Here is a 19119-nt window from a genome sequence, read left to right as displayed (position 1 = left end):
CCGCCTCTTGCTCCTTCAAAATCGCGATGACCTGTTCTTCCGTGAACCGTGAACGCTTCATTCGTCCGTCTCCTTGAGCGGGACGAACTCTACCAAAAACTGGAGGAGCTTCAGGGTCTCAGGTCACGCCTACTTCCTGATGATCCAATCCACCAAGGCAGCGTCGACGCGCTCGCACGCGGTAAATTCGTGAACCAGGCTTTGAGCGAGGTCGCGCCACTGAGATTCCGGCGCCTTCATTTCCAAGACCAAATCCCGAAAGACCTTGCGGAGAATGTCGGCATCGAATGCGGACACGCGGTGCTGTTCAACGTCTCCGTGCGCCTCGTCTATCTTGCGCTGGCGAAGGCGTTTTAGAATTTCGCGTGATGCTGCGATTGCGCGCCGAGACTGGTCCATATCGCGGCGAAAGGCGGCTCTCCCGGCCATGGAGCCTTGCCGTCGCAGGAAGCTGGCGTCAACCACCGCCCGCGCGATGTCTGTACCGCTTTCGATCATAGCTACCTCCCAGTAGCTAGGACTTTAGGTACCTTTATTTAAAGCGCGTCTCCACTGGATTCAACGTCGGTTTGCCAACGGAAGCGGTGCCGAGCCTATGCTGGCTATCGTCTGGTTCAAGCTGCTTCCAAATCGCGAGGAAGACGTTACTTTTTCAGCAATAGAGCTTCGCGCAATAGCGATGGTGGACTGCCTACGCCGAGCAAGTCGATAAGCTCGCGTGCCTGGCTATGGGTGACGCCGGTTTTGTCTACCAACCAGTTGACGTGCTTTTCCTTGGCGGCATGAAGCTCGCTATCGCGCTCGCTGGACATGGCTTTCCTCCCGTTGAGGGCGAAAGCCTGGTGTTCTCTTCCAAGCGTCCGTTTGCCAGATTATGCGCGGGCGACAGGATAAGCCTACGCCTTATTGGAGCCGCTGGCTACATGGGTTTGTCAAATATACAATCGCCAGGGTCTGCACGTCCGTGCAGTGATGCAGGAGGTGCTCGAGATGGAGGAGGCGCTGGTTGCAGCTCCCGTGCTGCCGGTCAGGTCCCCGAGACCTGGCCGGGCCCGCTTCCCTCGCCAGTGAGGCGGGCCCTGTGCGATCGGCAAAGGCGGCGGCCCTGGAACCTGAACGACCGTCGCTGGTTGGTAGATTGGTGGCAGTGGCTCTCCAGGGCTCGCCGCCGGTTGAGGTCCGGGCCTCAACTGCCCGCGCTTCTGCCGAGGGGCGCGGGCGACCATTTTAGGGGACCGATATGCCGCGCAAGGTTGACAAGCTAAGGCACGAACGGGCTGACCGCGAATCTCGCGTCGTCATCGATGCGGAGCGCAAAGCCCGTGAAGCCAAGACAGCTCGTCTGAGGGCCGATCGGCTGGGACAGCGTTCCGTCAAGCCTGCGAATGTCGACCCGACGAAGTCACGCTAGGTGGACGTGGAGGCGGCCGACGCAGTGCCTGACCGCGCCGGCCATGGCGGCTCGGAGCTCCGCCGCGCGCTGACAAGATAGGACGAGGGTCACACGGTCAAGTAGAGCCCCATGGATTAGGCGTGGCTGTCTGGGGAGGCGACGCAGATGAGCCACGCTCGGCCTCGACACTGTCGCGCTCGTTCCTAAGAAGGGCAGGGCACAACGGAACAAGGCCGACTGCGATGCCCATTTTGCCTTCGCGCCGCCCCCTGTGGACTATGGCAAGCTTCGGAACCTGGGCTTCGTGGATGATTCTAAGAGCTTCGTCTCTGGTGATGCCGACCTTGCGGGCGTAGTACTCGGCTTCTCGTGCCCGCTCGCCTGGTTGTTCGCCTTCTGCTTTGCCTTCTGTCCCATGAGGCCAATTATAGCACACCAGGGACCCAGGCTAAACCGCGCGGCGGCCCGTTCGCCTGCCTAGCAGGAGTAGCGCTTAGACGCCACTGTCTGGCAGGTACCTGGTTCATCCGTTCGAATGACGCCCGCCGGCAGTCACAACGCTGGTTGGCCCAATCTGGCGGCAGGAAAGACTGGCAAGGTGGCTCCTGATGTGAGCGGACCCCCTCATCGGCAACAGGCTGGCGATCACGCACGACTTCCTTTCGATCATGCTTGGGATGAGGCGCCCGGGTGTGACGCTGGCATTCCAGGTGCTCAAGGGGCAGGGACTGATTCAAGCCCGGCGAGGAGAGGTCACAAATAATACGGGATCGAGCGGGGCTGTTGGCGATAGCGGGCGTGGTTACTGTCACGAAGCCGCCGACCAGTCACTGAGATAGCTCCCGCCTGAATCTCCGGTCCGGACAAAGCGCTGGGGCTTTTCCGAGCCTAAGGGTTCATTGCGCTTGGCTTGGCTGCTAGCCGATCCAGCAGCTTGCGGGACTCTTCGATAACGCGGCGAGTGTCTTAATGTTCAAGCGAAGATCGTCAATCTGTGCCGCCGCCCATCGCTGGTACATACGAGCGCTGACATTGCGTAAGGCTTCAGGTTCCCACGGCTCCATCACTATCAGACCCGTTGCGTAATAGTTCGAACGTGACTTTTACCACAAAGAGCGGTTTGCTGGTACCCTCATGTACATGCAAGGCGACCTCTCGGAAGGTGCCGTCCGGCATTTTGTCCTTTGCTATTTCCAGCAGCGCCCTTGCTGCCTCATCTTCAGCGGATTCCAGGCTCGGAAGGTCGGTGCCTTCGGTGTCCGGGTAGGCGGTTCCGTTATCGGTTAGATCGAAATAATAAAGCACCATGGGAGTCGAACAAAAAGGCGTCCCCTTTGTTCCTTCGACCCTAAGCTGCACCGCGCAGTGGTTAGCGCCTTACTTCCTGATGATCCAATCCACCAACGCAGGCTCGACACGCTCGGACCCGGTAAACTCGTGAACCAGGTACTGAGCGACGGCGCGCCATTGAGACCTTGGCGTCTTCGTTTCCACGACCAAATCGTGAAAGACCTTGCGGACAATGTCTGCCTCCCACGCGGATACCCGGTGGCGCTCAGCGTCTCTGAGTGCCTCCCCTATCTTGCGCTGGCGAAGCCGCTTTAGAAGCTCGCGTGATGCCGCGATTGCGCGCCGGGTTTGGGCTATGTCACCGCGAAGTGAGGTAATGTCGGCCATAGAACGGTGCTGAGACAGGAAGCTGGCGTCAATCATCGCCTGCGCCATGTCTATATGGCTTACGATCATAGCTACCTCCCAATAGCTAAGACTCTACTTGTGTAAGCTAATGCAGCCCGTAAAGGATTCAAATGTCGGTTGATACCAAGGGAATAGGGTGTGGCCCAGCTCAGTGTGGCTTCCCTGTACTCGTCGACGGAAATTCGAGGATTGTCGCAGGCGGCTCCGGCTGCAGAGGCTCATGGCCAAGCACTTTATGCCAGAAGACTTGACGCAAATTCCGCCGATCGAGCGGCTGACCGCATCCGGGACAATTCTAGGAAACGGGCACCTCGTGGAGGACGATCTTAGAGTGCAGCAGCCCCTGAGCTGCGCATCAAAATTCATGGAGCAAGTTAGCCAAAACCGATCACCCTCCCGGTCAGCCGCCTCGTCGCTGACCCCAAAGCGGCGGTTGATCCGTTCCAACACCGAAGTAGAATTCGAGGCGATGGTATGCGGCTTTTCGGGCGAGCGACGCGCAGCCCAGGCTGCCAGCCGCTCTCAATCGCCATCGCTCATATTTCAGCCTTTGAGCGGCACCCTGAGGTCGCGGCGGGATTTTGCTTTTTGCATCAAGCATGTCTAGCTTCCCGGTTGGGGGAAAGGCTATGCGCGACTTGCCCAAGGACGTTGACGCCGACGCGGTGATTGAGATCGGCCGCTACCTTGATGATCTTGGCAAGCGCGCGCGTATCTCCGTTCACGAGGCTATCAGGATTGTTCGCAAAAAAACGAGGACCAAATTGACTGATGCTGGCCTCGAAGAACTGATTGTGGAATGTGCGGCAGCACGGCACTTGGCGATTGTTCTGGATTCGTGACTGATCGTAATGCTTATCCAGAAAGCCGGCCAAGCGTACTGAGGGCTGGCGCTATCCGCGCAGTCTAGGTCTGGATCCCAATGAACTTTCCGTGGGGTTTGCGGCCAATCTGGCGGTTCGCCGATCCTTAAGCCAAAGCGCCTTCTTTTTTCGTGCCAGTAACTCGACGTAGTCGCCACCATCAGCAAGCGCACCGCCGCGCTTCGCAGCGATCGTATAGTCAGCCCTGTTCGTTCGATAGTCTTCTTTTTGCACGGACATCGCTTTCTCCCACTTCGCGGCCTCTCTCCCTTTTTGGCCTGGCGGACGAATTAGCTGCCGGTGTATCGCACAAGTCCACCAATCGAGGATTGTATTAAAATGATACACCCGCGTACGCGACAACCGGGGGGCACGCGCGGAGCTGCCCGACGTAGGTCGCGTGGCGCGGTTCTCCTCCCTTCAGACTGGCTCCGCAAGCCCGTTATATGCATTTTTGCTAAAGTTCTCGGAACTGATTGCCGTCGCACGGTTTGACTCCCGGTTCCGGGAGTCGCGAGCACATGAGCAGGACCGAAGACCGGCTGTCGTTCATCGAGTTTCAATCGCCGACGCTGGTGGAGAAAGCTCCTGATGGCGGCAACTGGCTTCACGAAATCAAGTACGACGGCTACCGGACTCAACTTATCCTCGAAGGTGGAACAGCGCGAGCCTTCACCCGGCGAGGCTACGACTGGTCGCATCGGTACAAGAGAATTGTTCAGACGGCGGCGAGCCTGCCGGTGAAATCCGCGATCATCGATGGTGAGGCTGTGGTCTTAGGCGATACCGGGCTGCCGGACTATCAAGCCTTGGAACGGGAGCTAGGCAGTCCGAACTCGTCGAGGCTCATGTTCTACGCGTTCGACCTGCTTCATCTCAACGGGCGCGATTTCCGGCAGCAGCCGCTTTCGGAACGCAAGGCTGCATTGGAGAAGCTGCTCAAAGATACAGCTCCGACCCTGACCTATGCCGAGCATCTGGACGTAAGCGGGAAGGACATGTTCGCCCACGCCTGCAAGATGGGGTTGGAGGGCATCGTCTCCAAGCGCGCCGATTCCCCCTATCGCTCCGGCGTCCAGACAAGCTGGGTCAAGATCAAATGCATCAAGAGCGACACCTTTCCCATCGTGGCTTTTGTCGAGAAGCTTGGCGCTCACCCGCGTCGCGTCGCCTCGCTCTACATCGGCAGGCGTGAAGGCGACCGGCTGGTTTATGCCGGGAAGGCTCAGAGTGGCTACAGCTTGATCACCGCGCGGCAGGTCCGCGAGCGGCTCGACCCGCTGATTATCGACAAGTCGCCATTGTCGGAGCCGATCGACAAGCCCAAGGCCACATGGGTTAGGCCGGACGTTCTGGCCGAGGTGCAGTTCAGCGGCGTGACCGACCGCGGCATCTTGCGGGAAGCGGTATTTAAAGGCCTTCGTGAAGACCTCGTCACGATCCCCGCAAAGCCGCCCGCCCCATCTAAGCGGCGGCACGAGGCCGACGAACGCGGTGTGCCTCGTGAGAACATCCTGCAGCTGCTCCCAGACGCGGTGTCGCCTTCCAAGGATGAGCTTAGGGGCTACTGGGAGCAGGTTGCCGACCAAGCTCTGGTTCATCTCAGCCACAGACCGTTGAAACTGGTCCGGCATGCCCATGGGGCGACTTTCTATCACAAGGGCCCCTTGCCCGACATTCCGAGGGCCGTGCATCAGTTACGCGTCCAGAAGCGCGAAGGAGGCGAAGGAGTGCGCGTGTGGGTCGACGATCTTGCTGGTCTGCTCGGGCTGGTCGAAATGGATGCGGTGGAGCTTCATCCTTGGAACGCCACCATTGATGACATCGATCGCGCCGATCGCGTGGTTCTCGACCTCGACCCAGGCGAGGGCGTCGAATGGAAGCAGGTGATCGAAGCGGCCCTGGCGCTTCGCGACATCATGGAGGCTGCAGGTCTGAAGAGTTGGCCTAAGGTCACCGGCGGCAAGGGCATCCATTTGATGGCGCCTATTGAACCAAAGATGACCCACGACAGCGCCCGGCAACTAGCCAAGTCGCTTGCCCGAAGTCTTATCCACGTTCAGCCCGACCGTTACCTTTTGTCCGCTGCACCGGCAGCACGAACGGGACGCATTTTCATCGACTATCTTCGCAACGGGAGAGGCAACACGGCCGTAGGTGCGTTCTCCCCACGAGCCCGCCCCGGGTTTCCCATCGCGCATCCAGTGACATGGGCTCAGGTTGAGCGGTCCATTCGGCCCGACGCCTTCACCATGGATCATCCGTTCAGGGCAGCCTCTAGGAAGGCAGCCTGATCCGGCGAGGACCGGAGCAGCGAACCTGGATCAGAAGCGGGAGCTGCCGTCAGCAAATCGCAGCGACCTCAAAGGTCCGCACGAGCTAACAAACCACGGGTTCGTATCGGAGCCGAGACGCGGTTTTCGTTTTCGGTTGGAGGCAATGCGGCTCTCCCGACGAGTTGGCGGGCTTGGGGATCGGTCCAGCCGCGATTCTCACCGCGTTCTTTGGCGGGTTATTCTGCCTGAGCGCATTTTCTGGCTTTGGGATTGCTCCTCAGGGTGCAGGGTTCTCACCCACAGCACTGGCTGGGATCGTTTCCGCCAGCATTGCTGGCGGGTTGATCGGATCAATGGCAAGTAGACAGGGCGCGGAACCTTTCGCGGGGATCGTCTTAGTGACGGCGCGCATCAACGGCGCTAGCGACGGTGTTGTGGCGCTCTACTCTGATGGACGCAGCGAGATATCGAGAGTGGGTCACCAACGTTGGAAGGCGCGACGCCTATGCTCGGACGGCTCACATTCTGTGCGAACTCATCGTCAGCTCGGCGTTACCCTCAAGTTCCGCTCACCAATGCTTGCCAGGTTCTATTCGTTTGGTTGAGGCGCGAGAGGTGGCGTATTCGGGTCCGGGCAACCAAGGGTCGACAATTGACCACATCGAGATTGCCGATCGCCAACGCTGCCATAACGTTCCACGAGTTTTGCGAATCCGTAGGCGAACGCGAAAAGAAGCGCCAAGACAACCACTATTCGGACCGGCCATAAGGGATTGTAGCAGATCGGCACTGGCGCAGCAGTCCGCAAAAAAGCCTGCAACAGGAAAGGCTCGACAAGGTTCCATTCAAAGCAGCTAGTGTCCCGCTGGTGCGGGACCACGCTTGGCGGCGCGCGTCCCACTGGCCTCAATGCTTTTCCCTAAATCCTGCAGCGACACGGCGAAAATCCTCCTCGCCCCGTAGGTGCCTGACGCGGCCGACGATGCCCGGCTTGACCATTGCGTCGCCGGCCGATTCATGCCCTTCGGTGCCGGCCCGGCGTGTTCCTGCACGCGTTGCCAAAGCCGCTCGCGGATCCCACGGCCGGGCTTGATAAAGGCCGAACCGACATAGCGCCCGGTCTCACGGTCCGCCATCAGCGCGAAGGCGGGCTTGCCGGCCTGGCACTCAACGCCAAGCAGGTCGAACTCGTCGATGGCATAGGCCTTCGTCTTTAGCCAGGCGGTCGACTCGCCGCTGCGGTATTTGCTGTTCAAGATGCAGCGTCCAATTTCGTTCCGGAACATTTTAGCTAAATTTAATGTTGTAATGATTACAATGATTAAGCTATCCGATCTCGGCCCATTTGAACCTCATCTCAACGGCAAAATTGCCGACCACGAAAGTGAGTATTTCTACCGCTGCCCGCAGTGCGGCCAGATGGTGGATGAACGGGACGCGCGCCAAGTGGTCTGGCATTCCTTCTCGACGCACGAGCGGCTACTGGTCGATGGTGATGCACCTCACTTCCCATAACGACTTCCGCTTCGGAAATCGCCGCTGCAACAAAACCGCTACGAGCCACGTAGCCCGGAGATGGAGGACGTAAGATGGCCGACGACAAGAGCAAGAAAGTTTCCGGGATCGGCACCGCATATCCGCTAGCGAGAATTACGAGATCGCTATTCGCTCAGAAGACAGGGTTAACACCGCAACCGGTGCGCGATCTGATCAGGCAGCACGGCAACGACCGTAAACACCTCGGAACGTGAAGCCAAGAGATTGCGCGGGAAATGACGAAGCTGTCCGACCTTGGCCCGCCGGTCAAAGGCCGGCGGCACGATGCCGATCCGGGGGATGAACGAGACTGTTTCCATCTGTGCAAGGTGTGCGGCCAGCCGGTGGACATGCGCGACCTCCGGCAGATGATGTGGCACGAGAGGCCCTGGCACGAATGGCTGAAGCCGGAGATTGTCCGCGACATTTGAACTTCGGCGGCTACGCGCCGCGATACTAGCACTTCTGTCTCTTTGCCGGCTGGCTTCCACGGGCGGTCTGCCCTCTGCAAGGACTTGCCCGCTGCTCGCCCGCGGGCGATGTCTCTGTGTTGTCCCATCGCACGAAAAAAGCCCGCCAGGTGAGACTTCGACTTGATGGCGGGCAGGCCCCTCGTATGCGCTGCGGCCCTTAGCAGTTGACCGCTTGGACTTCTTCCGTGACAACTTCGAATCGAGCAAGTCTGGATGCGCCGAAACTGGTTGAGATTGCAACATCAGTGGCGTCGCAACCCGTCGCCATCAGGATCCGGCCTATGCGAGGGCGATTATGCCGAGCGTCAAATACGAACCAATGACCGCTTAGATATGCCTGAAACCATGCGCTGAAATCCATCGGATCCTGCGCCGGAGGCACGCCAATGTCGCCCAGATAGCCGGTGCAATAGCGCGCAGGGATATTCATGCAGCGGCACAGCGAGATTGCCAGATGCGCAAAATCGCGACAGACCCCGGTTCGATCGGCGAGAGCCCCATAGGCGGTCCGCATTGGGTCCGCGGCTTGGTAACTGAAAGCGATATGATCGTGCACGAAATTACAGATCGCCTGCACCCGCCCCCATCCGGGCGTGGTATCGCCAAAATTTGCCCAGGCGAAGTCGCCAAGCCGGTCAGTATCGCAATAGCGGCTGCCGAGCAGAAACCTGAGCACGTCGTCCGGTAGTTCCTTGATGTCGTGCTGAACGGCGTCTGGCACGATGACATCGGACTTGCCGGTGTCGTAAATTTCGAAGTTCGTCGATATCATCGTCCGCCCCGCGGGCGCTTCTATTCTCGTGCAGGCGTTACCGAAAGCGTCAATGTAGCCGCGGGCTCCAAGCGGGCGATCAAAGCCTATAACCTGTTCTGTTAACAAATCGACGCGGCGCGATGGGTGGATCTCAAGGACCAGCAGCATTGGTGTTGGCTGCGGACATTCGTAGGTAAGGTTGAAACCTGCGCGGATCCGCATCGATGCTCCAGTGTTTAATTCAGGATCCGGGCAAACTCCGTGTTCCCCAAAACAGTTCCGCAGAACTTCAGACTGAGCTAATTTTGTTGCCGCCGGTTTCCTTTGCCACCTTCACCTCTACGGTCATGCCCAGAAAACTTGCAGCACTTCCGGAGTAGCTTCCGGAAAGAGGGATGGCTTGCTGGGGATGGCGAGCCACAGCGACCCTGATCAAATCCCGGTTGCCGACAATGCCATTTGTTGGATCGAACTCGATCCAACCGGCCCCAGGCAGGTAGACTTGGCACCAAGCATGGGTTGAGCCTCCGCCGCGGACAGCATCACAATCGCGACTCGGGACATAAACATAACCGGTCACGAAGCGAGCGGCAAAGCCGAGCGAGCGGACCGCTTCCATCATGAAAAGCGCAAAGTCCCGGCACGTGCCTTTGCGCAGATGCAGAGTCATGAGCGGGGATTGCGTTCCGGTTTCAAACCGACGGGAGTACACGAAGCTCTCGTGGATGGCGTAGCAGAGGGTCATCAACAATTTTCCGGTCTCGGTATTACCTGTGGCACTGACGAACTGTCTCGCCCATTTGCCAACCTCGTCGCCGTCATCGGCATGATGGCGCTCTATCGTTTGCGCGAGGTCGGCAACCTCGTCAGGATCGTAAGAGAATGGATAATTCAACGCGGCCTCATCAATCCGGAAATCAGGCGCATGCTGGGGTGTGTGATTGAGCCGAATGTCTGTCACGAAATGAAGTTCATTGGCCGAACCCTTGAATTCGATCACGGCAACGCAGTTTCCAAAAACGTCATGGGTCCATCGAACCTCCTTGGGCTCGGGTTTCACGAATAGAGCGTGGTCCAGAAGCCGTTTGGTCGAAGCTGTCACGGGGCCTGAACATCAGGCGGTGCTCGCCAAAACTCACCAACTGTTTATGGCGATAGACAGTGCTGTGCTTGACTGAAAAAATCGGCATCCGCTTCCGTGAACGATCTCTCTGGCACGTCGATAGCAACCTAGCGCCTTATCGGATCCTGCACGAACTGTTTTCGATCCGGGCCGAAACGCCGCGTCGGCGGGTATTGGCGCAGAGAGGCTCGATCGCCCAACGCGTCTATCGACAGAGCCTTCGCCTAGTTCGCTTGGTCCGCAAGCCTAGAAAGGCTACCAAGCAACATTGTTTTGTCCTTGCCGATCATCAGCACGCCGCTGTCGGGAGCTAGCAGTGCCGAAAATGGCAACATGGCCGCGCCGATAGGCGAGGCCTCGGGGCCGAATTGTCCCGATACGATTTCCGGCGCAACAATGCCGATGGCGCTGGTCCGGTTGAACTGGGTCTGCACCCTTGCCAGCAGTTCGATGTGGATGGGCCGCGGCAAGATGCTGTCGAGAACGATGGCCTCGATATCGATGACGGAGGTGATGGCGATAATCGCTTCAACCAGTGCATTCGCACAATCGTCGACCCATTCGAACAAGGGCTCGCGTGCTCGAGACGGCAACGGGTCCAGCTCCCGCACACGATTGATCTCGATGCCGCGAGACTTGAGATGATTGACCAGCACGTAGATCGAGGCGCGATGCAGCAAGCTCTGGTAGCGCGCCGGCTTTGCTGCCACGGAATCGAGGCTTGAAGGCGAGACTGGAAGCGGGCCGAGCGCAGCGCTGTTGCCATGCGGGCCGGTGTGGACCTTGCCGCCTTGCACCAACCCGCCACCGACGAAAGTGTCGATGGAGATATGCATGAAGTCGCGGAACCGCGCGCCGGCCCCTTGGATGAGTTCGGCCAGCGCCGCCGATGACGCGTCGTTTTCGACGAACACCGGGGTTTTCGGCCTTGTAGCGAAGAATGTCGAAAGCTCAATTGCTTCCCAGCGGTTGCCGAGGTCCTCCGGAAAGCCGAGTTCTTCACTCCAGCCGCCGAGGAAATAGGGCGAAGCGATGCCTAGGCCGACAATGCTGGCCTCGCCAAGCCCGGCGACCACCTTGTCGAAATTGGCGAGCGACTTATTTCCGGCCCTGAGGACGAGATCGGGATCGGGATATCGGTATTCGTGTGACTCGCGAGCGCGAACCTCACCGGCGAAGTCGACCAGCACGGCTTCCAACGCACGCCGACCGATCTTGATACCGACGCTGTAGATCCGCTCCGGCGTAAGCCTGTAGAGAGTCGATGGAGATCCGCGTTGCCCGAACCTTTTGCCCACTTGCTTTACGAATCCAGACGACTCCAAGCCGTCGACAATGGTGGCGACTGCGGCCGGCGTCAGATTTGCCGCACGCGCCAAGTCGGACTTGGACGCCTCCTTCAGGCGGCGGATGGCGTCAAGCACGAAACGTTCGTTATAGTGCCGAACCTTGACGGAATTGCTGCCTTTTCCGGACAAAATTGGCGCTCCCAAATGGTTTTTGCCGAGCTCCGCACGGCCACAGCCGCATCGTGCGAAGCGCCCAGGCCCCGCGCCTTTGCGCGCTGCGACAGTGCGCGCCGGAGCTGTGGAAGTCAATTTTCTCGTTGCGGCTTCGACCTATTTAATATAGCAAATTGAAAAAATAAGTTGGATCAGGGAGGAAGGGCGTTGCAGCTTGGCGCATATGGCGAAGCCGATGCCGCGGGACGCAGGGATGTGACCGTTCCGGTCGCCCTGGTCCACGCAACCAAGGCCTTCGGCGGGACGATTGCTCTCAGGGATGCGACCTTCGAACTACGCTCGGGCGAGGTGCTGGCGCTGCTTGGCGAAAACGGTGCCGGCAAGAGCACCTGTGTGAAGCTTCTGGCTGGCGTGCATTCGCCAAGCAGTGGCCATGTCGAGGTCGATGGCACGCCTGTTGTCTTGCATTCGCCGCACGACGCCCAGGCGGCCGGCATTGCCGTCATGCACCAGCATCCTGGCCTGTTCCCGGACCTCTCGGTCGCGGAAAATATCTATCTCGGTCACTTGCCGCGCGACCGCTTCGGCGGCATCGACAACGCCGCAATGCTTCATGGCGCTCGCAAGGTGTTAGCAACGGTCGGCCTCAACGTGCGGGCGGCAACGCGGTTGGGCGCGCTGCGCACCTCCGAACAGCAATTGGTGGAAATCGCCCGCGCGCTGTCGCTCGACGCGCGTGTGCTCATCATGGACGAGCCCACGGCGGCGCTGTCGCAGCGCGAGGTCGAACGGCTGTTCACCGTCGTTGCCGATCTCAGGCTGCATGGCGTGGCGATGATGTTCGTCGGTCACCGCATGGACGAGATCTTCCGCATCGCCGACCGCATCGCAGTGCTGCGCGACGGACGCCTTGTCGGCGTTAAGCCGAAGGGCGAGCTTGGCCGTGCCGCCGCCATCAGCATGATGGTAGGCCGCGAACTGACCGACCTCTATCCCGAACGGCACCACTCCACCGGCGCGCTGGTGCTGGAGGCGAGGGGGCTGTCGCGCGCCGGCGGCTTTGCCAGCATCGATCTCAAGCTCCATGCTGGAGAGGTGCTCGGGCTTGGCGGCCTGGTCGGCAGCGGGCGGACCGAGATCGCGCGCGTGCTGTTCGGCATCGACCAGCCTGATGCCGGCGAAATCCTGATCGACGGCGAGGCTGTGCGCTTCGCATCGGCGCGTGACGCCATGGATGCGCGCGTCGCCTATGTCTCTGAAGACCGCATGGGCCAGAGCCTGGTGATGGATTTTTCCATTCTCGATAATGCCGTGCTGCCGATACTCGACAAGGCCGCCTCGGTAGGCCTCTACGGCACCGATCGCGCGATTGATCTGGTTGCGGACTGGCTGAAGCGCATGAAGCTGCGCTTTTCCGGCTACGGACAGCCGGTCAAGGAACTGTCCGGCGGCAATCAGCAGAAAGTGGTGCTGGCCAAATGGCTGCGCACCGACCCGCGCGTCCTCATCCTCGACGAACCAACGCAAGGCATCGACGTCGGCACCAAGGCGGAGGTCCACGCCGTGATCGCCGATCTTGCCGCGCAGGGTATGGCGATCCTTCTGATCTCCTCTGAAATGCCCGAGTTGATAGGCATGTGCGACCGTATTGTCGTCCTGCGCGAAGGCCACCAGACGGCCGAGTTCGCCCGCGGCGAAGCGACCCAGGAAAAAGTCTTGGAAGCGGCGACCAAGACCGATGAACGCGCCGACCAGGCACTGCACTCGGAGCGTGCCTTTAGCGAGGAGAAGGCCAAAGGACCACTCGACTTCCTGAAGCGCCGTGAGTTCGGCTTGCTCGCCGCGATGCTGGCGGTCGCCATTCCTGTCACCATTATCAACCCGCGAATGGTGAGCGCGGCAAACCTGACCGCCGTGTCGATGGATGCTGCCTTGCTGGTTGTTGCGGCACTCGCTCAGATGCTGGTGTTGATCACCCGCAATATCGACATTTCGATCGCAGCGGTAATCGGTCTTTCAGCCTACATGGCGGCGAGCATGGTTCAGGCTTATCCGGCACTCGACATCGGGATCGGCTTGGCAACTGCATGCGCGGTCGGCAGTGTCGCTGGCCTGATCAACGGCCTTGTCGTCACCAAGGGAAAAATCCCGGCCATCGTCGTCACTCTGGCCTCGATGTCGATCTTTCGCGGCTTCAACTCGATCTGGGCGGCGGGCGACCAGATCAGCGCCGACGAGGTCACGCAGGCCTGGCTCGACATGACCGGTCTGAAGATCGTCGGCGTGCCGCTGATCGTCGTCATCGCCATTGTCATCCTGTGCGCCGGCTACGTGCTGCTCTATCGCACGGCGATCGGGCGCGAGCTGTTCGCTACCGGCTCCAACCCGGACGGCGCACGTCTCATCGGTATTCCCGTGGACAGGCGCATCCTGCTGGCCTTCGGCATAGCCGGTCTGCTCGGCGGCCTATGCGGCGCCCTGTGGGCATCTCGTTATGCCACCATCGACGCCCGCGTTGCGCTCGGTTTCGAACTCACCGTTATCGCTTCTGCGGTGGTCGGCGGCGTCGCCATCCGTGGCGGCTCCGGCACGCTGCTCGGCATCGTCCTCGGGGCGCTCACGCTACTGGTCATTAAGAACGGTCTGACGCTGGTCCGCGTCGATCCGCTGTGGCTGCAGGGCGTCTACGGCCTGGTAATCCTGACCGCCATCGGCATCGACACCTTTATCGTGCGGCGCGCGGATCAAGCCAGGCAGGCGAGGGGAAGATGAAAAAATTCCTGCGCTCGATCGACTTCTGGGATCTGCTGCTGGCGATCTCTTGTCTAGCCATATTCTTCTATGCAGCGTTCTTCGTGCCGAACTTCGTTTCTGGCTTCAATCTCTCGCAACTGGCTGCGAGCGCTTCGGAAAAGGCGCTGCTGATCCTGCCGATGACGCTGCTCATCATCACCCGCGAAATCGACCTGTCGATCGCCTCGGTGTTGGCGCTGACATCCGTGATCTTCGGCCTGCTCATCCAGGCCGGCGTGCCGACGCTGGCGGCAATCCCGCTGACGCTCGTCGCCGGCGGCCTGCTCGGCGCCTTCAACGGCTGTCTGGTCTCGGGCTTGGGATTGCAGTCTCTGGTGGTGACGCTCGGCACAATGGCGCTCTATCGCGGTATTGGCTACATCCTGCTTGGCACCGGTTCGGTCAACATTCTCCCGCCTGCGGTCGTCGATTTCGGCATCAACAACCTGCCGGGCACGCAGATACCGTGGACGATCGTGCCATTCCTGGTGCTGGCGCCGGTGTTTGCCGTCATCCTGCAGAAGACGCCGACCGGCAAGCGCATCTACGCACTTGGGGGCAGCCCGGAAGTGGCGCGCTATTCCGGCATCAACACGAGCCGGATGGTTTTGAAGCTTTTCGTGGTTTCAGGCGTCATCGCCGCCATTGCCGGCATCGTCTATACCGCCCGCCTCTCCAATGCCCGTGCCAACAATGCGCTGGGCATGGAGCTTGACGTTATCACGATTGTGCTGCTCGGCGGCGTCAGCGTCTTTGGCGGCAAGGGCCGCCTGACCGGCGTCATGCTGGCGCTGGTCCTAATCGCCATTATCCGCAACGTGCTGGCGCTCAACCAGATCGGCGGCGACGCGCAGGGGATGATCATTGGCCTGCTCCTGATCGGCTCGCTGCTGGTCGGCAACTACTGGCGCTCCGCACAGGAGCGGCTCTCAAGATCGCGCGTCCTGCGCGAAACCAAGGGGTGATCTCGGGCCCCTTTCTTCAAGCCCGAATTTAGATGGAGGAGTCACAATGAAAGCGTTTAGATTAGCCCTGCTCGCATCCGCGGTTCTGCTCGCACCGGCGTCGCTGGCCTTCAGCCAGGAGTGCGCCAAGGAACCTGTAACGGTCGGCTTCCTGCCCAAGCTCGACACGGATCCTTACTTCAAGGTGGCTTTTGGAGGCGCCCAAGAGGCTGCAAAGGAGATCGGCGGCACAGCCACTCAGGTCGCCCCGTCGCAGGCGACAGCCGAGGCGCAGATCGAATTTATCAACAGCCTCGTTTCACAGAAGGTGGGCGTCATCGCCATTGCTGGCAACGACGCCAATGCCGTCGCACCTGCGCTGAAGCGCGCCGTTCAGCAAGGCGTCCGCGTGATTTCATATGACTCCGATGTGGCGGCCGACGCCCGCGCTGTATTCGTGAATCAGGTGAAGGGCGACAGTCTGGCCGAAATGATGCTGGAAAGCGCATTCAATCTTAGCGGCGGTGAAGGTGAATTCGCGATCCTGTCATCGACACCCACGGCGACCAACCAAAATGCCTGGATCGACTTCATGAAGGCGAAAATGACGGCCGAGCCGAAATTCTCCAAGATGAAGCTGGTGCAGGTTGCTTACGGGGAAGAAAGCGAGCAGATCAACCAGCAACAGGCACTTGCGCTGGTGCAGGCATTTCCCAATCTCAAGGTGATCATCGTTCCAGCAGGCATTGGCCTTCCTGCGGCCGCCCGTGCACTCGAGGAGGCGGGCATGATCGGCAAGGTCAAGCTGACGGGTCTGGCCCCTGCCACTTTGATCTCGAAATACATCAAGGACGGCGCCGCGCAGGATATTTGGTGGAATGTCACCGACCTTGGCTATCTTACCTATCAGACTGCCCAGGCCCTTGCGCAGTGCAAGATCACCGGCAAGGAGGGTGAGAAGTTCAAGGCAGGCCGGCTAGGCGAATATACGATTGGGGCCGGCGGAGAATTGATCCTTGGACCAGCGAAAATCGTGACCCCCGAAAATCTGGCCGAGTTCAAGTTCTGATACGGCGGGCATCGAACCGCCGGGGGGGGCGCCGATTTCGGCGGCGCCCTCGCAACTCGATCTATGGGACAAGGTGGGTTAACTATGAAAGTGCTACTTGCAGGGGAAACGTTCGCAGCGACGACTTCGGTAGCCGTTGGTGCCGATGTGCTGACCAGTGCGACCTCGATAAATGGTGCAACCGCCTTCAAAGCCGCGCTTGCCGCTGAGGGCATCGCGATGACCCAGATCGGCGCTGACCGCTGCGCCGCCGAATTCCCCTTCGACCTCGATGCGCTTTCTCAGTATCAGGCAGTGGTGATCTCGGATGTCGGCGCGCTGACCTTGCTGGTGACGGCGGAAGCCCGCGCAGGGCGTGTCGGCGTAAACCGCCTGGAGATGCTGAAAGCCTACGTCGAAAGCGGCGGCGGGCTGATGTTGGCCGGCGGCTATATGGGCTTTCAGGGCATGTTCGGGACAGCGCGGTTCCACGACACTCCGGTCGAAGACGTGTTGCCCGTGCGCTGTTTGCCGTTTTCGGATGGCATGGAGGTGCCCCAAGGCTTGCAGGCCTCCATCTTGGAGTCCTCCCATCCGATCTTTGCAGGGATCGAGAAGCCGTTGCCGCCGATCCTTGGCATGAACAAGCTGGATTTCAAAGGCGACGGTTCATCCCGGCTGCTTGCGACCTGTCATCATCGCAGCACGGACTGGCCGCTCCTTGCTGTTCGCAATCATGGCCGCGGGCGCACGGTTGCCTGGGCGACCGACATCGGGCCGCATTGGCTGTCGCAGGACTTTCTCGGGTGGTCGCTCTACGGCAGGCTGATGGGGAATATGGTGCGCTGGCTCGCGGGCACCGAATAACCGAATAGAGAGGCGGATACCGGTTTAGGGCAGTAGCCGGTTCTCGGTGCAGGCCTCACAGCGACACAGCAACGCTTCTACCGACGGCGGTGAGGTCATTTTGGCGGCAAATATCCCTTTCGGACGAATCGCGTGTGCCGGTCCGGCAAGTCTCGAGGAGAACTCTCCCGTTAGGAAAAGATGGTCAAGGTTGCGAGCTTGCATGTCCCATTCGGACTCGGGGATGTCGCGCTCGGCGACTATTGCTTGAAAGTGTTTTGGGTATGACCTCAAAGTCAAAGGCTGAGATCACCGGGCGATTGTGTCTCATTGGCTTCCGACGTCCAGCCAAACAGTCGATCGGAGGCACCACCATTTACCTTCTAACGTGTCGCCCATTCGGCGCATTTACCTGCGTTAATGGCAGCTAGGACTCCGTCACTTCTGCTCGTGACGAGGAGCAGCGAGTTTGCAACTTAGCCACAGTTGAACCTGCCCGAAGAGTGGGGCGACCGACGCCGGTTGGCGGGGGGCGGGATAGACGCCGGTCGCCTTCAAGGATGGGGGACCATGGATTCAGCAAACTGCGTCGCGATTGGTCCTCGGATGAGAAGAGGCGATTCGCACAAGAATAGCAATTGGCCCCAAGGGCCTCTGTCCGGTCTTAGATCTCTGGGACAGATGGCTTGGCGAACGTCCGACGGAAGGAGTAGCCTGAAGGGTTAAATGCCATAGGCTATCTTGACGGTGATGTGCGGCCCCTGGCTTTGCAAACCGCTCGCGCTTTTTTTTGCAGGCGCGATCGCCGAAAAGCGCCGGGAACATTAGTGCCCCATGCAAGTTCTGCATCTAACTCAATCCGGTCACTGAATTTGGCACATGTCCCTTCCCCGAACATTTTGATCCGCAAGCTCCAGAACATCTCTGATCTCACGCAGTCAGACATCGCCGTTTTGGAGAGCATCCAATTCCAGACACGGGACTATCATGCCGATCAGGACATTGTGCGCGAGGGTGATCGTCCCACCAATTCATTCGTTGTCTTGGACGGTCTGGTGGGGTCCACCAAGCTTACAGGCGAGGGCAAGCGGCAGGTCACTTCGTTCTTTGTTCCGGGTGACATTCCCGATCTCCATGGATTGCATCTCTCGGTTTTGGATTGCACGTTCTCACCTCTCACGCGCGTCCGCGTGGGCCTCATGCGGCACGATGCCTTGCGGGCCATTTGCGACCAACATCCTTCCATAGCCACGGTGTTTTGGCGCTCGACTCTGATCGACGCAGCGATCTATCGAGAGTGGGTCACCAACGTCGGAAGGCGCGACGCCTATGCTCGGACGGCGCACATCCTGTGCGAACTCATCGTCCGGCTTCGCTCCATTGGGCTCATCAGCGACCATGTAGCGGAGCTTCCGATCACGCAGGCGGAACTTGCCGATGCGGTAGGCTTATCCACCGTGCACGTGAACCGAACGCTTCAGGAACTTCGACGCAACGGGTTGATTGTCACCGAGGGCTCGCGATTTCACGCCGTTGATTGGGCCGGGCTCATTCGAGCAGGAGATTTCGACACCACCTACCTGCACCAAAAGAACGCGAGAACGTTGTGAGGGCGGGCTCGATGGCGAGATATTTCTTTGACACCGGCGACAGCAATGCGGTCATCAAGATGAGGTAGGCATCGAATGTGATGGGATCGTGGCAGCACGTCGTGAGGCCATGGAAGGCCTGATCGACTTGGCCAGACAATCCCTGAAGGATCTCGACGGCCAGCAATTGTTCATTCAGGTCCGGGATGAGAAGGGCAAAAAACTGGCGAGGCTGAGCCTTTCCCTTCAAATGCAGCCAAATGCAGCCGAGGATCAATGAGCTAGCCGACCCGAGCCTACCTGCATGACGCACGCATTCA

19 protein-coding genes and 2 pseudogenes are annotated in these 19119 nt (G+C 59.7%); 13 read left to right on the top strand and 8 right to left on the bottom strand.

The window, feature by feature from the left end; all coding sequences use genetic code 11:
• Window positions 1–129: 129 nt before the first annotated feature.
• Complete coding sequence (locus tag O7A61_RS16645) at window positions 130–498, bottom strand: hypothetical protein (RefSeq protein ID WP_337130735.1); 369 nt, start codon at window positions 496–498, stop codon at window positions 130–132.
• Window positions 499–644: 146 nt separating this feature from the next.
• Window positions 645–812, bottom strand: a complete 168-nt coding sequence (locus O7A61_RS16640) for a hypothetical protein (protein ID WP_337130734.1) — start codon at window positions 810–812, stop codon at window positions 645–647.
• Between the two features lie 1162 nt (window positions 813–1974).
• On the opposite strand from O7A61_RS16640, the pseudogene O7A61_RS16635 reads away from it, so the two are divergent.
• Window positions 1975–2227: pseudogene (locus O7A61_RS16635) on the top strand (helix-turn-helix domain-containing protein); the annotation flags it as partial.
• Between the two features lie 210 nt (window positions 2228–2437).
• Here O7A61_RS16635 and O7A61_RS16630 read toward each other — a convergent pair.
• Both O7A61_RS16630 and O7A61_RS16625 read right to left on the bottom strand, forming a co-directional pair.
• A complete protein-coding gene (locus tag O7A61_RS16630) occupies window positions 2438–2701 on the bottom strand; it encodes a DUF6894 family protein (RefSeq protein ID WP_337130733.1) in 264 nt (87 codons plus the stop codon).
• Between the two features lie 69 nt (window positions 2702–2770).
• Window positions 2771–3139: a hypothetical protein gene (locus tag O7A61_RS16625; protein WP_337130732.1), complete on the bottom strand. Its 369-nt coding sequence runs from the start codon at window positions 3137–3139 to the stop codon at window positions 2771–2773.
• A gap of 172 nt (window positions 3140–3311) precedes the next feature.
• On the opposite strand from O7A61_RS16625, the gene O7A61_RS16620 reads away from it, so the two are divergent.
• The 3 genes from O7A61_RS16620 (at window position 3312) to ligD (ending at window position 6248) form a co-directional block, all read left to right on the top strand.
• Window positions 3312–3698: a hypothetical protein gene (locus tag O7A61_RS16620; protein ID WP_337130731.1), complete on the top strand. Its 387-nt coding sequence runs from the start codon at window positions 3312–3314 to the stop codon at window positions 3696–3698.
• A gap of 22 nt (window positions 3699–3720) precedes the next feature.
• On the top strand, window positions 3721–3933 hold the full coding sequence (locus tag O7A61_RS16615; protein ID WP_337130730.1) for a hypothetical protein: 213 nt from the start codon (window positions 3721–3723) through the stop codon (window positions 3931–3933).
• A gap of 542 nt (window positions 3934–4475) precedes the next feature.
• Window positions 4476–6248: a DNA ligase D gene (ligD, locus tag O7A61_RS16610; protein WP_337130729.1), complete on the top strand. Its 1773-nt coding sequence runs from the start codon at window positions 4476–4478 to the stop codon at window positions 6246–6248.
• 836 nt (window positions 6249–7084) lie between these two features.
• Here ligD and O7A61_RS16600 read toward each other — a convergent pair.
• A complete protein-coding gene (locus O7A61_RS16600) occupies window positions 7085–7486 on the bottom strand; it encodes a hypothetical protein (RefSeq protein WP_337130728.1) in 402 nt (133 codons plus the stop codon).
• Here O7A61_RS16600 and O7A61_RS16595 point away from each other — a divergent pair.
• The 3 genes from O7A61_RS16595 (at window position 7476) to O7A61_RS16585 (ending at window position 8197) form a co-directional block, all read left to right on the top strand.
• Window positions 7476–7745 carry a hypothetical protein gene (locus tag O7A61_RS16595; protein WP_337130727.1) on the top strand — a complete coding sequence of 90 codons (270 nt, stop codon included), beginning with the start codon at window positions 7476–7478 and terminating at the stop codon, window positions 7743–7745. The genes O7A61_RS16600 and O7A61_RS16595 overlap by 11 nt on opposite strands.
• 74 nt (window positions 7746–7819) lie before the next feature.
• Window positions 7820–7981, top strand: a complete 162-nt coding sequence (locus O7A61_RS16590; RefSeq protein WP_337130726.1) for a hypothetical protein — start codon at window positions 7820–7822, stop codon at window positions 7979–7981.
• A 21-nt stretch (window positions 7982–8002) separates the two neighbouring features.
• Complete coding sequence (locus tag O7A61_RS16585) at window positions 8003–8197, top strand: hypothetical protein (RefSeq protein WP_337130725.1); 195 nt, start codon at window positions 8003–8005, stop codon at window positions 8195–8197.
• Between the two features lie 199 nt (window positions 8198–8396).
• Here the strand turns inward: O7A61_RS16585 and O7A61_RS16580 are convergent, their stop codons facing one another.
• The 3 genes and pseudogenes from O7A61_RS16580 to O7A61_RS16570 form a co-directional block, all read right to left on the bottom strand.
• Window positions 8397–9215, bottom strand: a complete 819-nt coding sequence (locus O7A61_RS16580; RefSeq protein ID WP_337130724.1) for a transglutaminase-like domain-containing protein — start codon at window positions 9213–9215, stop codon at window positions 8397–8399.
• Window positions 9216–9282: 67 nt separating this feature from the next.
• A pseudogene (locus tag O7A61_RS16575) lies at window positions 9283–10183 on the bottom strand (transglutaminase family protein).
• Window positions 10184–10340: 157 nt separating this feature from the next.
• A complete protein-coding gene (locus tag O7A61_RS16570) occupies window positions 10341–11594 on the bottom strand; it encodes an ROK family transcriptional regulator (protein ID WP_337130723.1) in 1254 nt (417 codons plus the stop codon).
• Window positions 11595–11786: 192 nt separating this feature from the next.
• Between O7A61_RS16570 and O7A61_RS16565 the strand changes: the two genes are divergently transcribed.
• The 6 genes from O7A61_RS16565 to O7A61_RS16540 all read left to right on the top strand — a co-directional run bounded on the left by O7A61_RS16565 (window position 11787) and on the right by O7A61_RS16540 (window position 19079).
• A complete protein-coding gene (locus tag O7A61_RS16565; protein WP_337130722.1) occupies window positions 11787–14351 on the top strand; it encodes an ATP-binding cassette domain-containing protein in 2565 nt (854 codons plus the stop codon).
• Window positions 14348–15337 (top strand): ABC transporter permease, encoded by a 990-nt coding sequence (locus tag O7A61_RS16560; RefSeq protein ID WP_337130721.1) that lies wholly within the window; start codon window positions 14348–14350, stop codon window positions 15335–15337. The genes O7A61_RS16565 and O7A61_RS16560 overlap by 4 nt, the downstream gene beginning before the upstream one ends.
• A gap of 46 nt (window positions 15338–15383) precedes the next feature.
• Window positions 15384–16385, top strand: a complete 1002-nt coding sequence (locus O7A61_RS16555; RefSeq protein ID WP_337130720.1) for a rhamnose ABC transporter substrate-binding protein — start codon at window positions 15384–15386, stop codon at window positions 16383–16385.
• An 84-nt stretch (window positions 16386–16469) separates the two neighbouring features.
• The gene (locus O7A61_RS16550) at window positions 16470–17231 is read left to right on the top strand and encodes a glutamine amidotransferase (RefSeq protein ID WP_337130719.1); all 762 of its coding nucleotides are present in this window, start codon (window positions 16470–16472) and stop codon (window positions 17229–17231) included.
• Between the two features lie 878 nt (window positions 17232–18109).
• The gene (locus O7A61_RS16545; RefSeq protein WP_337130718.1) at window positions 18110–18820 is read left to right on the top strand and encodes a Crp/Fnr family transcriptional regulator; all 711 of its coding nucleotides are present in this window, start codon (window positions 18110–18112) and stop codon (window positions 18818–18820) included.
• 88 nt (window positions 18821–18908) lie between these two features.
• A complete protein-coding gene (locus O7A61_RS16540) occupies window positions 18909–19079 on the top strand; it encodes a DUF6894 family protein (protein WP_337130717.1) in 171 nt (56 codons plus the stop codon).
• Window positions 19080–19119 lie beyond the last annotated feature (40 nt).

The organism is Mesorhizobium sp. Cs1321R2N1, from assembly GCF_037179725.1.
GTDB lineage: Bacteria > Pseudomonadota > Alphaproteobacteria > Rhizobiales > Rhizobiaceae > Mesorhizobium > Mesorhizobium salmacidum.
Note: the sequence above shows the minus strand (reverse complement) of the source record. Positions and strands in the feature narration are given on the sequence as shown.